The sequence below is a fragment of the Pseudomonas sp. NFPP25 genome, assembly GCF_900116505.1.
Taxonomy (GTDB): Bacteria; Pseudomonadota; Gammaproteobacteria; order Pseudomonadales; family Pseudomonadaceae; genus Aquipseudomonas; species Aquipseudomonas protegens.
The window spans coordinates 773,977-788,122 of the sequence record NZ_FPBG01000004.1 but is presented as its reverse complement, the minus strand read 5'-3'; the positions used below and the strand labels follow the sequence as shown (position 1 = coordinate 788,122).

The following is a 14,146-nucleotide window of genomic DNA, read 5'->3' as shown; positions in this document are numbered from 1 at the left end:
GCACTGGATTTCATGAGGTCCTGATAGACATCAGGATCCTCATAAAACCAATCAACGACAGCAACTCCTCAAGCCTTGGATGCAGGGGTCTGTTCCGCCAGTGCCACGGCACGGAACATTGCGCGACGCTTGTTCAGTGTCTCTTCCCACTCCAGGGTCGGCACCGAGTCGGCGACAATCCCGCCGCCGGCCTGTACATGCAGCTCGCCGTTCTTGATCACCGCCGTGCGAATGGCAATGGCGGTGTCCATGTTGCCGTTCCAGGCGAAGTAACCCACGGCGCCGCCATAGATCCCACGCTTGACCGGTTCCAGCTCGTCGATGATTTCCATCGCACGGATTTTCGGTGCGCCGGACAGGGTGCCCGCCGGCAGGATCGCCCGCAGCGCATCCATGGCCGTCAGCCCGGCCTTGAGCTGGCCGGTGACGTTGGAAACGATGTGCATCACGTTGGAATAGCGCTCGATGACCATCTTTTCGGTGAGTTTCACCGAACCGATTTCCGAGACCCGACCGGTGTCGTTGCGTCCCAGGTCGATCAGCATCAGGTGCTCGGCGATCTCCTTGGCGTCCGACAGCAGGTCCTGCTCCAGGGCCAGGTCGGCTTCCTCGGAGGCGCCCCGCGGGCGGGTACCGGCGATCGGCCGCACAGTGATCAGGTTGTCTTCGACCCGCACCAGCACTTCCGGCGAGCTGCCCACTACGTGGAAATCACCGAAGTTGAAGAAGTACATGTAAGGGGTCGGGTTGAAGCAGCGCAGCGCCCGGTACAGGTCGATGGGCGCCGCCGAAAAATCGATGGACATGCGCTGGGACGGCACCACCTGCATGCAGTCACCGGCCAGGATGTATTCCTTGATGGTGTCCACGGCCCGCTCATAGTCAGCCTGGGTAAAGCTGGAGCGGAACAGCGGATCGGCGGCCAGCTGCTTGCTGAAATCCAGGCCCGGACGCGGAGTGATCGGCTGGCGCAGTTGCGCCAGCAATTCCTGCAAACGTGCCTGGCCGGCTTCGAAGGCGTTGTCCTGGCCAGGGTCGGCCAGCACGATGGCGTGCACCTTGCCCGCCAGGTTGTCGAACACCACTACCGCGTCGGAGACCATCAACAGGATATCCGGCACACCGATCGGATCCGGGTTCGGGCACGGGCCCAGGCGCGGCTCGACATAACGCACGCAGTCATAGCCGAAATAGCCCACCAGGCCACCGTTGAAACGCGGCAGGCCGGCGATGGTCGGGACGTTGTAGCGAGCTTTGAATTCCTCGACGAAGGCCAGCGGGTCGGCCACTTCGTGACTTTCGATCTCCACGCCATCATGGGTCACGCTGACCAGGAAGCCGTGCACCCGCAGCACAGTGCGGCACGGCAGGCCGATGATCGAGTAACGCCCCCACTTCTCACCGCCCTGCACCGACTCCAGCAGATAGGAGTTGGGCTGGTCGGCCAGTTTCAGGTAGATCGACAGCGGGGTGTCGAAGTCGGCAAGGGTTTCGCAGGCCAGCGGGATACGGTTGTAACCGGCTGCGGCCAAACGCAGGAATTCTTCGCGAATCATGGGGTGCCTCGTGGCTTGAGGGTCTAACAGTCAGGTATGCAAACGTGCCGGCGGGGCCGGCCAGACAAAAATCAGGCGCGCCAACGCCAGCGGGCCAGGGCCTTGATGACTTTCATCCAGAGTTTGCGAGTGACCACCACGATGGAGTTTCCAGAATGGGATGGAACAGCGTCGGGCAACGTTATCTCAGCGGCAGGTTCTAAGCAACCGGGGATCAGCGCCCGCAGGTTGTCGATCACCAGCGCCGGCGACTCCTCGGCAATCGGCCGGCCGTGGTTGTAGCCGTAGCTCAGGGCGACGCACTTGACCCCCGCCGCCTTGGCTGCCAGCACGTCACTGCGCGAATCGCCGACAAACAGTGATTGCGAGGCCGGCACGCTGGCCATCTTCATCACAAAGAACAGCGCCGCCGGGTCGGGTTTCTTCTGCGGCAGGGTATCGCCGCCGATGATCCAGCGGAAATACCGACCGATTTTCATCTGGTCCAGCAAGGGGGCCACGAAACGCTCGGGCTTGTTGGTAATCAGGGCCATTTCCACGCCCTGCTTGTGCAGCCACTTGAGAGTCTCGCGCGCACCGGGATAGACCACGGTCAACTCGTGGCTGTCCTCGTAGGCGGTATTGAACAGCTCCAGCGCATACTCGGCCTCGACATCGTCGACACCCTGGGCCTCCAGGCTGTTGGCCAGGGCCCGGCGCACCAGCATGGGCGCACCGTTGCCAACCCACTCACGCACCGCCTCGACACCGGCAGGCTTGCGCCCCAGCTTGAGCAGCATCTGATCCACGGCGGCCGCAAGGTCCGGTACCGAATCGACCAGGGTGCCATCCAGGTCGAACATCACCAGCCGTGGCAGGCGCCCCTGGAACAGCTGCTCAAAGGCGCTCATGGTCGCGCCAACGCCAGTTCGGCACGCATTTTCTCGATGACTTCCTGATAGTTCGGCGCATTGAAGATCGCCGAGCCTGCCACAAAGGTATCGGCGCCTGCGGCAGCGATTTCGCGGATGTTGCCCACGTTCACCCCACCGTCGATTTCCAGGCGGATATCCCGCCCGGAGGCATCGATCAAGGCACGAGCCTCACGCAGCTTGTCGAGGGTGCCCGGAATGAACTTCTGCCCGCCAAAGCCCGGGTTGACACTCATCAGCAGCACCATGTCGACCTTGTCCATCACGTACTTGAGCACGTCCAGCGGAGTTGCCGGGTTGAACACCAGGCCGGCCTTGCAACCGCCTTCGCGGATCATCTGCAGGGAACGGTCCACATGCAGCGTGGCTTCCGGGTGGAAGGTGATGTAGGTGGCGCCCGCTTCGATGAAGTCACCGATGATGCGGTCCACCGGAGTGACCATCAGGTGTGCATCGATCGGCGCGGTGATCCCGTACTTGCGCAGCGCAGCGCAGACCATCGGGCCGATGGTCAGGTTCGGCACATAGTGGTTGTCCATGACATCGAAATGCACGATGTCGGCGCCGGCGGCGAGGACATTGTCCACTTCCTCGCCCAGACGGGCGAAGTCGGCGGAGAGAATCGACGGAGCAATAGCGAAGGGCTGCATGACGCACCTTTTTTGAGCAGAATCACGATGGCGCGCATTGTATACCTCATGCTTTGGAGCGCACACCGTAACCGCGATGATCAGTAGGCCGCGCGATAGATCTTCTCGATATCGGCGGGGCTCAGCCGGCGCGGGTTGTTGCGCATCAAGCGCTCGATACCCGCGGCCTCGACGGCCATGGCCGGGATCGCATCCTCGGGCACGCCGAAGCTGCGCAAGCCGCTGGGAATTTCCACCGCCGCACACAACGCTGCCATGGCCTCCACTGCCCGGTCGGCCGCCTCGCTGGCACTCAGGTGCGCGGTCTGTACCCCCATGGCCTCGGCGATATCCTGCATACGCTCGACGCAGGCCATCTTGTTCCAGGTCATGACATAGGGCAGCAGCAAGGCATTGCTGACCCCGTGGGACATATGAAAGCGGCCGCCCAGGGGATAGGCCATCGCATGCACCGCACCGACCCCGGCATTGCCGAAGGCCATGCCGGCCATCAGGCTGGCGGTGGCCATGTCCTCCCGGGCCTGCAGGTGGGCCGGGTTGGCAAAGGCCTTGGGCAAAGCCTTGACGATCAGCTTGATGGCGCCGATGGCCAGGGAGTCGGTGATCGCGGAAGCATTGAGGGACAGGTAAGCCTCAATGGCATGCGCCAGGGCATCGACGCCGCTGGCCGCGGTGACACGCGGTGGACAGGTCAGGGTCATCTGCGGGCTGACCAGGGCCACGTCCGGCAGCAGGTAGTCGCTGATGATGCCTTTCTTCAATTGCGCGACCCGGTCCGAGAGGATCGCCACATTGGTCACTTCCGAACCAGTGCCTGCGGTGGTGGGAATGGCGATCAGCGGCGGCCCCTTGCGCGGCACCTGGTCGATGCCGAACAGGTCCTCCAGGGCGCCGTGATAGCCGGCATAGGCCCCGACACTCTTGGCGATATCGATGGCGCTGCCGCCGCCCAGGCCGATCAGCCCGTCATGCCCGCCCTCGCGGTACACCTGCATGCAGTCCTCGACGATGGCGATTTCCGGATCAGGCTGCACCCGGTCGAAGACTTCGTAACTGCGCTCCCCCAGGTGGGCCAGCGCCAGCTCCACCGTGCCGGACCTGAGCAGGGCAGTATCGGTGACGATCAGCGGGTTATCGACATCCAGGCGGGTCAGCTCGGCAGCCAGTTGCTCGATGGCGGTGCTGCCGGTCAGCAATTTATGGGCGATCTTGAAAGAGGAAATACTCATGTGCGCAGCCTCTTATATAAAGGTGGGAGCCGGCACAAGCGTAGCTGGGGATTGCGCAACCGGGCTGTCGCGATGCCCGATCGGCATCACGACAGTGCTCACGTTACCCGCGAAAGCTCATGCCACCTCGCTTTCCACCGCCCGGGCGGGCTTGGCCTGGGGCCCTGGCTGGGCACCCGGGACGGGAGTTGCGTCCGCGGCGCCCAGGTCCTTGCTGAAAGTCCGGTCGTTCTCGCCCTTGAAGAAGTTCTTGCCGTAGATCAGCAGGCACAGCACCACGCCAATGGCAAAGCCCCAACTGGCGCCCTTGATCGCCAGCACTGCACCGATCACCCCTGCGATGCCCAGGTCACGCTGGCTACGGGCCTCGAGAATGCCCAGGCGCACGCTGACGTAACCCTGGATCAGCAAGGTCAGCGCCAGCGCGACCCCGAGAATCGGCTGCACCAGGGTCACTACCGGCAACAGCAGCAAGCCGGTGTTGGTGCCCCAACGGAACGAGCCCATGCCGCCATAGATCGACTTCATGGCCTTGGGCCCGCCCTTGAAGCGCTCGATCACCACCACCAGCATCGCCGCCCATTTCGGCCCGCACATGGCAATGTCCGGACCGAAGATGCTCATGAACGCGTTGCGCCCGCCGAAGATCAGGTGCGAGCGGTCCGGGTCGTAGTCGACCTTTTCGTCGGTGCGGATCTGCTCGGCCTCGTCCAGCAGCACCTTGGCGCTGAGCACATCGCCAAAGACGATGATGTACACCGCGAGCATGGTCGGCAGCGCGCTGATGAACATCGACAGCGGCGGCATGCCCAGGCCGAACACCGTGTAGTTGTTCCACAGGCCGATGAAGTCCGGCTTGCTCAGGCCCCACTGGATGGTCGGCCACGGCGCTTCACCGAACAGCGGCGCCAGCACTACCGCCAGCAGGATGATCGGCAGGATGCCCAGCTTGGCGAAGTTCCACCAGAAGCGGTTACGCAGCTTGAGCTGGGCAAAATGCTGAGAAAAGATCAGGTAGAAGGCAATGCCGATGGCAATGGAAATGGTCCAGGGAAAGCTGTCGAACTTGCCGCCCACCTGGAACACCGCGGTCACCGCACTGAGCCCGGCGCCGACAATGATTCCCGACTTGATCGCCGAGGGCACGAAGCCCACCACCTTGCGCGCCATGCCGGTGGCCCCCAGGGCGATGGAGAACACCCCGAGCATCAACTGGAAGGCAATCAGCGCGTGGACACGCTCCGGGCCCACGGGAAACTGCGCGCAATAGGCCATCAGCAGCGGCACCGCCGGGGTGATCCAGCCGGGCACCACGGGGTCGCCCAGCAGGTGGTGGGCCAGGTACAACAGGCCGTTGAGCATGACCACGGCCAGGGCCATCTCGAAGGGCATGCCGAGGAACTCGGTCATCAGTGGAATGGCCGCCAGGTCGACGGCGCACATCAGCAAGCCTTGCAGGTAGTCCGGCAGCTCGAATTTGTAGTGGATAAAGGGCAAACGCACCTTGAACGGGCCAAGGGCGATGTACGGCGTTTCGTGCCGAGTGTCGGAAGGCGTTGGCATCAACTGCACCTGTCTTATTGGTATTGGTGGCGGTGTAAAGCGGCCCGCGCCAGTTGGCACGGGCAAGGATCGATCAATAGGCAGCCCGGTAGATCTGCTCGATATCGCCGGGGCTCAGTTGGCGCGGGTTGTTGCGCATCAGCCGCTGGATACCCGCCGCTTCCACGGCCATGGCCGGGATCGCGTCCTCGGGCACACCGAAGCTGCGCATGCCCGTGGGGATGTCCACCGCAGCGCACAGCGCAGCCATGGCCTGGACCGCCTGCTCTGCGGCCTGGCCATCACTGAGCCCGGCGATCGGCAGGTCCATGGCCTGGGCGATATCGCGAAAGCGCTCGACACAGGCCATCTTGTTCCAGGCCATGACGTAGGGCAGTAGCAGCGCGTTGCTCACCCCGTGGGCGATATTGAAGCGCCCGCCCAGGGGATAGGCCAGGGCATGCACTGCACCGACTCCGGCATTGCCGAAGGCCATGCCGGCCATCAGGCTGGCGGTGGCCATGTCTTCCCGGGCCTGCAGGTTGGCCGGGTTGGCGTAGGCCTTGGGCAGCGCCCTGACGATCAGGCGGATCGCGCCCAGGGCCAGGGAGTCGGTGATCGGCGAACCGTTGAGCGACAGGTAGGACTCCACCGCATGCACCAGCGCGTCGACGCCACTGGCGGCGGTGACGCTGCGCGGGCAGGTCAGGGTCATCACCGGGCTCACCAGCGCTACGTCCGGCAGCAGGTAATCGCTGACGATGCCCTTTTTCAACTGGGCCACCTTGTCCGAGAGGATCGCCACGTTGGTCACCTCCGAACCGGTGCCCGCAGTAGTAGGAATGGCAATCAGCGGCGGCCCCTTGCGCTGCACCTGATCCACCCCGAACAGTTCTTCCAGCGCGCCTTCATGGCCGGCGAACGCCGCCACCGCCTTGGCGATATCAATGGCGCTGCCGCCGCCCAGGCCGATCAGGCCATCGTGGCCACCGGCCCGGTAAGCCTGGGTGCAGGCCTGGACTATGGCGATTTCCGGCTCCGGCTGGACCTCGTCGAAGATCCGGTAGGCGCGCCCGCCCAGGTGGGCCAGGGCCAGATCGACGGTGCCGGACTTGACCAGGATCGCATCGGTGACGATCAGCGGGTTGCTGATCTGCAGGCGCGCCAGTTCGGCGTCCAGCTGCTCGATGGCGCCCTGGCCGGTAATCAGTTTGTTGGCAATCTTGAACGCAGAGATACTCATCAGCTCGGCCTTGTTTAATTGTTGTGGCAAGAGCGCCGTCAGGCGGCCACTCTCGAATGGGCTCGCAGGCTGTAGAGCGAAAGCTGTGCCAAGATACGCAAAGCCTTGATCTACAAGGCTCTGGAAGGAAATCCAGGGGAATGACCGGGCCGTCGCGATTGAATTGCTGATCGCTGCAGGCAGCTCTGATCAGAATCCTAATCAGAGTGTTCCCAGCGCTTCATCTTCTGCACCACCGTGGCCTGGCTCACTCCCAGCGCCTTGGCGGCCAGGCGGGTGGTCTTGTGCAGTTGCAGGGCCGCGCGAATCGCCTGGCGCTCGGCGTTCTCCAGCACCTTGCGCAGCGGCAGGCGGCTGTCGTCGGTGTTGCGGGCCTGTTGCTCGATCAGGTCCTCCGGCAGGTCCAGGGCCTCTATCACCTGGCCGGAGCAGGTCACCACCAGGCGCTCCACCACGTTGATCAGCTCGCGGATGTTCCCCGGCCAGGCGTACTCGCCCAGCAGTTCCAGGGCTTCCAGGCTCCACTGCACCTGACGCTGATAGCGCTGGTTGAAGTGCTCCAGGTAGTACTCCAGCAAGGGGCCGATTTCCTCGCTGCGCTCGCGCAGGGCCGGGATCGCGATGGGCACCACATTCAGGCGGTAATACAGGTCGGCGCGGAACTTGCCCTCGGCCACCCGCTGCTTGAGGTCGTGATGGGTGGCGCTGATGATGCGCACATCCACCTCCTTGAGCTCCAGGCCGCCCACCGGAATGAAGCGGTTCTCTTCGATGACCTTGAGCAGCTTGACCTGCACCGCCAGGGGCAGATCGCCGATCTCATCGAGAAACAGCGTACCGTTGTGTGCCAGTTCCAGCAGCCCGCGCTTGCCCTTGCTGCCGGCACCGGTGAAGGCACCCGGGGCATAGCCGAACAGCTCGGCCTCGATCAGGTTCTCCGGCAGCGCCCCGCAGTTGAGGGCCAGGAACGGTTCGCGGGCACGAGCACTGGCGTTGTGGATAAATTGCGCCACCAGGGTTTTACCCACACCCGTCTCCCCTTGCAGCAGCACCTTCACGTCGCAGTCGGCCACTTGCCGGGCCTGGGCAAAGACCCGCCCGGAAACCTCCTGGTCGGCCATCAACGGTGATTGCAACAGGTCGTCACGCTGGCCCGCATGCAGCCGCGCAGTGCTGGTGCGCAGCTGCTTGAGCTGCTGCAACTCGTCGCGCTCGCGCTTGATGCGCAGCAGCTCGGTCATGTCGCGCACGGTGCTGACCACATAGCGAATGCTCTGGTCGGCGGCGAGGATCGGCGTGGCACTGACCAGCAACTTCTTGCCGTGGCTGAGGCTCTGCATCACCGACACCGGCCGACCGTCCTGCAGTACCCGTAGTGAAGCGGACTGGGAAATCACCCCGCTCTTCACCAGCTCCTGCATCGGCCGCCCCAGCAGCTCGGCGCCGTTCAGGCCGGTGAGGCGCTCGTAGGCCTGGTTGACCTTGAGGGTCTGGCCCTGGCCATCGGTGATGTAGACGCCGTCATGCAGCGCATTGAGCAGCTCTTCGAAACTGGCATCGTTGAAGTTCACCCGCGACTCCACAGTAAGCATGGGAAGCGCGCAGTTTACGGGTGAACGACAAGCAGAGGGGACGGGGCGGCCCAGACCTTAGTACAAGGCCGCCCGAGGGGCTCAGGCCTGAGCCGTGCGCAGTTTCTCGCTGCGCCCGCGCAGCCATTCCAGGGTCAGCAGCAGGATCACCGAGAAGGCGATCAGCAACGTGGCCGCAGCGGCGATGGTCGGGCTGAGGTTCTCGCGGATGCCGCTGAACATCTGCCGCGGCAGGGTGGCCTGCTCCGGGCCGGCGAGGAACAGGGTCACTACCACTTCATCGAACGAGGTGGCGAAGGCGAACAGCGCGCCACTGATGACCCCGGGGGCGATCAACGGCAAGGTCACCCGGCGGAATGTGGTCAGCGGCGAGGCACCCAAACTGGCCGCGGCCCGCACCAGGTTGTGGTTGAAGCCCTGCAGGGTTGCCGACACGGTGATGATCACGAAAGGCACGCCGAGCACCGCATGCACGATGATCAGCGAAAAGAAACTGTTGCCCATGCCCAGCGGGGCGAAGAACAGGTAGCTGGCCACACCGATGATCACTACCGGTACCACCATCGGCGAAATCACCAGGGCCATCACCAGCGCCTTGCCGGGGAAATCACCGCGGGTCAGGCCGATGGCCGCCAGGGTGCCGAAGACCATGGCCAGCAAGGTTGCGGCCGGCGCCACGATGACGCTGTTCTTCAGCGCGCGCATCCACTCGGCAGAGGCGAAGAAGTCCTGGTACCAGTGCAGCGAAAAGCCCTGCAGCGGGTACACCAGGAAACTGCCGGAGTTGAACGAGAGCGGGATGATCACCAGCACCGGCAACACCAGGAACAACAGGATCAAGCCGCAGAGAATCCGCAAGCTGTAGAACCAGACCCGTTCGACGGGCGACATGTAGGGGCTCAGCATTTCGATTCTCTCCTTAGCTCAGGCGCAGGCGGCTTGCGCCCACCAGCCAGCTGTAAATCAGATAGAGCACGATGGTCGCCAGCAACAGCAGGCCGCCCAGGGCCGTGGCCATGCCCCAGTTGATGCTGGTGTTGGTATAGAAGGCGACGAAGTAGCTGACCATCTGGTCGTTCGGGCTGCCCAGCAATGCCGGGGTGATGTAGTAACCAATCGCCAGGATGAACACCAGCAGGCAACCAGCGCCGACCCCGGCGTAGGTCTGCGGGAAATACACCCGCCAGAAGCTGGCGAACGGATGGCAGCCCAGGGAGATCGCCGCACGCATGTAGGTCGGCGAGATGCCTTTCATCACGCTGTAGATCGGCAGGATCATGAACGGCAACAGGATGTGCACCATGGAGATGTAGACCCCGGTACGGTTGAACACCAGTTCCAGGGGCTTGTCGATCACCCCCATGGCCAGCAGCGCGCTGTTGATCAGTCCACCCGATTGCAGCAGCACGATCCACGCCGCCACTCGCACCAGGATCGAGGTCCAGAACGGCAGCAGCACCAGGATCATCAGCAGATTGCTTTTACGCGCCGGCAGGTTGGCCAGCAGGTAAGCCAGGGGATAGGCCAGCGCCAGGCAGATAGCGGTGATCACCAGGCCCATCCAGAAGGTGCGGGCGAAGATGTCCAGGTAGATGGACTGGTCCGGGGTGGCCGGCGCCAGTTCGCCCAGGTCGTCGATGCGATGGTCCACCGCCGCCAGCAGGTAGTAAGGGGTCAGGCTGCTGGTGTTGCGGCGGATCGCCTGCCAGTAGGCCGGGTCGCCCCAGCGCTCATCCAGGCTTTCCATGGCTTCTTTATAGGATTCGGGCTCGGCCTTGAACGGCAGGGCGCGGGCGGTCTTGGTCAGCAGGCTGCGGTAGCCGGCCAACTCCATGTTCAGGCGCTTGGACAGGTCGCCCAGGGTCTGATTCTTGCGGGCGTCCGCCAGGTCTTCGCTCAAGGCCTTGTAGGCCCCTTCGGCAGGCAGGCCACGACCGTCCCAGGCACTCACGGCCGCCACAGTACGCGGCATGCCGCCGACCACTTCCGGGTTGCCGACGCTCTTGTACAGCAGCGCCACGATCGGTACCAGGAACACCAGCAGCAGAAACAGCACCAGGGGCGCGATCAGCGCCTGGGCCTTCCAGCGGTTGACCCGCTCGGCACGGGCCAGCCGCTGCTTGAGGGTCGGGCCGGTGACCGCGTTCAGGGGAACGGTGATGGTCATGACAAACTCCGCGAATCGATCTTTCGAATACAAACCACCAGGCGGCAGGAGCGGGCTTGGCCGCGCATCGAAGGCTGTGCTTCACCATCAAGGTTGATGCTGATGACGCCTTCGCGAGCAAGCTCGCTCCTACAACGGCAGGGGGTGGTTACTTGGCTGCCCAGGCGTTGAAGCGCTGTTCCAGTTGCTCACCGTTGTCAGCCCAGAAGCTGACGTCGATCTGCACCTGGTTGGCGATGTTTTCCGGAGTGGTCGGCATGTCCTTGAGGATGTCCTTGGCCAGCAGCGGCACGGCCTGGGTGTTGGCCGGGCCGTAGGCGATATTCTGCGAATAGGTTTTCTGCTGCTGCGGTTGCACCGAGTAGGCGATGAACTTCTTCGCCGCTTCGGCGCGAGCCTTGTCCAGGCCTTTTGGAATGGCCCAGGCGTCGAAGTCGTAGATGCCGCCGTTCCACACCACTTTCAGGTTGCTTTCCTTCTGCACCGCGGCGATCCGGCCGTTGTAGGCCGAGCTCATGACCACGTCGCCGGAAGCCAGGTACTGCGGCGGCTGGGCGCCGGCTTCCCACCACTGAATGTAGGGCTTGAGCTCATCGAGTTTCTTGAAGGCACGGTCCTGCCCATCCTTGCCGGCCAGGACCTTGTACACGTCCTTGGGCGCGACGCCGTCGGCCATCAGGGCGAACTCCAGGGTGTACTTGGCGCCCTTGCGCAGGCCGCGCTTGCCCGGGAACTGCTTGACGTCCCAGAAATCAGCCCAACTGCTCGGAGCGGTTTTCAGCTTGTCGGCGTTGTAGGCCAGTACCGTGGACCAGACGAAAAAGCCCACGCCGCACGGCTGGATCGCGCCCTTGACGTAGTCTTCGCTGTTACCGAACAGCGCCGGGTCCAGTTGCTCGAACATGTCCTCGTCGCAACCGCGGGACAGTTCCGGGGACTCCACTTCTACCAGGTCCCAGGACACGCTCTTGGTGTCGACCATGGCCTTGATCTTGGCCATCTCGCCGTTGTATTCGCCGGCGATGATCTTGCCCTTGCCCGCCGCTTCCCAAGGGGCATAGAAGGCCTTGACCTGGGCCGCCTTGTTCGCCCCGCCAAAGGACACCACGGTCAGGTCCGGGCCCGCCGCCATGGCGTGCGCCGCACCCATCATGCCCAGTGCCAGGGCGGTGAATTTCAGGGATCTCAACATTTATTGTGTTCTCCACGTGCAGGTTGGTGTTGCAGGGGGGCGATCAATTCGCCTCTAGAAGCGGGTCGAGCGCGCGAACGTGCTCGACTTGCCAGCCAAGCGGCACCACGTCACCCACTGCCAGCGCAGGATCGAGCTCGGCAATCGGCTGTTTCACGAAGAAGTCGCTCTTGCCGCAGACTTCCAGGCGCACCCGGACGTGGTCGCCCAGATAGATAAATTCCGCCACCCGGCCGGAGAAGCGGTTGACGCAGCTTTCGCTGGAACCGTTGAGGCTCACCCGCTCCGGGCGGATGGACAAGGTCACCGGGCCGCCGACCTGGCCGACATTCACCGCCAGCGCCTCGACCTTCTCGCCACGCCCCAGCTCCACCACGCAACGCTCGCCGTTGTGGCTGTGCAGGCGGCCGTTGAGGCGGTTGTTCTCGCCGATGAAGTTGGCGACGAAGGTGTTCTTCGGCTCTTCGTAGAGAGTGCGCGGCGGCGCGATCTGTTGGATCTCGCCCTGGTGGAACACCGCCACCCGGTCGGACATGGTCAGGGCTTCGCCCTGGTCGTGGGTCACATAGACCACGGTCACGCCCAGGCGCTGGTGCAGGTGCTTGATCTCCATCTGCATGTGTTCGCGCAGTTGCTTGTCGAGGGCACCAAGGGGTTCGTCCATCAGCACCAGCTGTGGCTCGAACACCAGGGCCCGGGCCAGGGCCACCCGCTGCTGCTGGCCACCGGACAGCTGGGCCGGGTAGCGCTGGGCGAAAGCGTCGAGCTGGACCATGCTCAGCACGCGCTTGACCCGCTCGCTGATGTCGGTCTTGCCGAGGCCGCGTACCGACAGCGGAAAGGCCAGGTTCTCGGCCACGGTCATGTGGGGGAACAGCGCGTAGTTCTGGAACACCATGCCGATGTCGCGCTTGTGCGGCGGCACATTGTTGATCGAGCGCCCGGCCAGCTGGATCTCGCCGGCGGTCGGGGTTTCGAAACCGGCCAGCATCATCAGGCTGGTGGTCTTGCCGGAACCGGACGGCCCCAGCAGGGTGAGGAACTCGCCTTTGCGAATTTCCAGGTTGAGGTCTTTGACGATCAGGTTCTCGCCGTCGTAGCTCTTCTGCACACCACGAAAGCTGACCAGAACATCGTTGGCCCCAGCACTTGAAACGACCTCGCTCATACCCGCACCTTTTGTTTTAGACGGCTGTGGAACAAGCCTAGAGGAGCCTGCAGAGCGCGCAAATCGGGGGCCAGGAGAGATTCGCCTCAGCCCTCTGGAAGGTTGCGTGTAGGGATTGCCCTACAAGAATGGCGCGATTGGATAAGGGCGGAGGCAAACGGCAGGCTGCAAGCGGCAAGAAACGGCGAAAGCCTGAAAGCGCGGAATGTCGCAAATGGATAAGTGCCCTCCCCCAAGGGGAGGGAGAGCACCGCAGAGGGTGTCAGAGCAGCTTGTGTTCCATGGCGTATTTCACCAGTTCGGCCAGGGAGGTGATGTTGAGCTTCTGCATCAGCCGCGCCTTGTGGGTACTGATGGTCTTGCTGCTCAGGGCCAGTTGCTGGGCAATGTCGTTGACATTGGCGCCCTGGGCCAGGCGCTCGAAAACCGAGAATTCACGCTCGGAAAGCAGCGAATGCAAGGGCCGGGTATCGGTCAGGCCGACCTCGAAGACCATACGGTCAGCCAGGTCCGGGTCGATATAGCGGCCGCCGGATGCCACCTTGCGAATGGCCGTCAGCAGCAGCGACGGATCACTGTCCTTGGTGGCGTAGCCGGCAGCGCCGATCTTCAGCGCCCGGGCGGCCATCTGCGCCTCGTCGTGCATCGACAGCACCAGGATCGCCGGCGGATTGCTCAGGGCGCGGATCCGCGGAATGGCCTCCAGGCCGTTCACCCCGGGCATGGAGATATCCAGCAGCACCACTTCGCAGGGCACCTGACGCAGGGTCTCCAGCAACTGCTCGCCGTTGCTCGCCTCGCCCACCACGACCAGGTCCTTGGCCAGGCCAATCAGTTGCTTGATGCCTTCGCGAACGATGGTGTGGTCTTCGGCTACCAGTACACGGATCACGCGT

General features: G+C 63.6%; 12 protein-coding genes. All 12 read right to left on the bottom strand.

Annotation, left to right across the window (positions count from 1 at the left end):
* Positions 1–68: 68 nt before the first annotated feature.
* Positions 69–1,556 (bottom strand): anthranilate synthase component I, encoded by a 1,488-nt coding sequence (gene trpE / locus BM382_RS19895; RefSeq protein ID WP_072443678.1) that lies wholly within the window; start codon positions 1,554–1,556, stop codon positions 69–71.
* Positions 1,557–1,627: 71 nt separating this feature from the next.
* Positions 1,628–2,446 (bottom strand): phosphoglycolate phosphatase, encoded by an 819-nt coding sequence (locus tag BM382_RS19890; RefSeq protein WP_011063808.1) that lies wholly within the window; start codon positions 2,444–2,446, stop codon positions 1,628–1,630.
* On the bottom strand, positions 2,443–3,117 hold the full coding sequence (gene rpe / locus BM382_RS19885) for a ribulose-phosphate 3-epimerase (protein ID WP_011063809.1): 675 nt from the start codon (positions 3,115–3,117) through the stop codon (positions 2,443–2,445). Before rpe ends, BM382_RS19890 begins: the two co-directional genes overlap by 4 nt.
* An 80-nt stretch (positions 3,118–3,197) precedes the next feature.
* Complete coding sequence (locus BM382_RS19880; RefSeq protein ID WP_011063810.1) at positions 3,198–4,346, bottom strand: iron-containing alcohol dehydrogenase; 1,149 nt, start codon at positions 4,344–4,346, stop codon at positions 3,198–3,200.
* Between the two features lie 117 nt (positions 4,347–4,463).
* Positions 4,464–5,909: a membrane protein gene (locus BM382_RS19875; RefSeq protein ID WP_011063811.1), complete on the bottom strand. Its 1,446-nt coding sequence runs from the start codon at positions 5,907–5,909 to the stop codon at positions 4,464–4,466.
* A 73-nt stretch (positions 5,910–5,982) separates the two neighbouring features.
* Complete coding sequence (locus BM382_RS19870) at positions 5,983–7,131, bottom strand: iron-containing alcohol dehydrogenase (protein ID WP_011063812.1); 1,149 nt, start codon at positions 7,129–7,131, stop codon at positions 5,983–5,985.
* A gap of 197 nt (positions 7,132–7,328) precedes the next feature.
* Positions 7,329–8,702 carry a sigma-54 interaction domain-containing protein gene (locus BM382_RS19865; RefSeq protein ID WP_011063813.1) on the bottom strand — a complete coding sequence of 458 codons (1,374 nt, stop codon included), beginning with the start codon at positions 8,700–8,702 and terminating at the stop codon, positions 7,329–7,331.
* A gap of 102 nt (positions 8,703–8,804) precedes the next feature.
* On the bottom strand, positions 8,805–9,629 hold the full coding sequence (locus BM382_RS19860; RefSeq protein ID WP_011063814.1) for an ABC transporter permease: 825 nt from the start codon (positions 9,627–9,629) through the stop codon (positions 8,805–8,807).
* 13 nt (positions 9,630–9,642) lie between these two features.
* A complete protein-coding gene (locus tag BM382_RS19855) occupies positions 9,643–10,890 on the bottom strand; it encodes an ABC transporter permease (RefSeq protein ID WP_011063815.1) in 1,248 nt (415 codons plus the stop codon).
* Between the two features lie 148 nt (positions 10,891–11,038).
* Positions 11,039–12,082 (bottom strand): ABC transporter substrate-binding protein, encoded by a 1,044-nt coding sequence (locus tag BM382_RS19850; protein ID WP_072443675.1) that lies wholly within the window; start codon positions 12,080–12,082, stop codon positions 11,039–11,041.
* Between the two features lie 43 nt (positions 12,083–12,125).
* Entirely contained in the window at positions 12,126–13,250 is a 1,125-nt protein-coding gene (locus BM382_RS19845) for an ABC transporter ATP-binding protein (protein ID WP_011063817.1), read from the bottom strand.
* 262 nt (positions 13,251–13,512) lie between these two features.
* Entirely contained in the window at positions 13,513–14,142 is a 630-nt protein-coding gene (locus BM382_RS19840) for a response regulator (protein ID WP_011063818.1), read from the bottom strand.
* Between the last annotated feature and the right edge of the window lie 4 nt (positions 14,143–14,146).

Bases quoted from the DNA above. Each gene is read 5' to 3' on its own strand.
- BM382_RS19875 (WP_011063811.1), bottom strand. From the start codon at position 5,909: ATGCCAACGCCTTCCGACACTCGGCACGAAACGCCGTACATCGCCCTT.
- BM382_RS19890 (WP_011063808.1), bottom strand. From the start codon at position 2,446: ATGAGCGCCTTTGAGCAGCTGTTCCAGGGGCGCCTGCCACGGCTGGTG.
- BM382_RS19855 (WP_011063815.1), bottom strand. From the start codon at position 10,890: ATGACCATCACCGTTCCCCTGAACGCGGTCACCGGCCCGACCCTCAAG.
- BM382_RS19880 (WP_011063810.1), bottom strand. From the start codon at position 4,346: ATGAGTATTTCCTCTTTCAAGATCGCCCATAAATTGCTGACCGGCAGC.
- rpe (WP_011063809.1), bottom strand. From the start codon at position 3,117: ATGCAGCCCTTCGCTATTGCTCCGTCGATTCTCTCCGCCGACTTCGCC.
- BM382_RS19845 (WP_011063817.1), bottom strand. From the start codon at position 13,250: ATGAGCGAGGTCGTTTCAAGTGCTGGGGCCAACGATGTTCTGGTCAGC.
- trpE (WP_072443678.1), bottom strand. From the start codon at position 1,556: ATGATTCGCGAAGAATTCCTGCGTTTGGCCGCAGCCGGTTACAACCGT.
- BM382_RS19850 (WP_072443675.1), bottom strand. From the start codon at position 12,082: ATGTTGAGATCCCTGAAATTCACCGCCCTGGCACTGGGCATGATGGGT.
- BM382_RS19860 (WP_011063814.1), bottom strand. From the start codon at position 9,629: ATGCTGAGCCCCTACATGTCGCCCGTCGAACGGGTCTGGTTCTACAGC.
- BM382_RS19870 (WP_011063812.1), bottom strand. From the start codon at position 7,131: ATGAGTATCTCTGCGTTCAAGATTGCCAACAAACTGATTACCGGCCAG.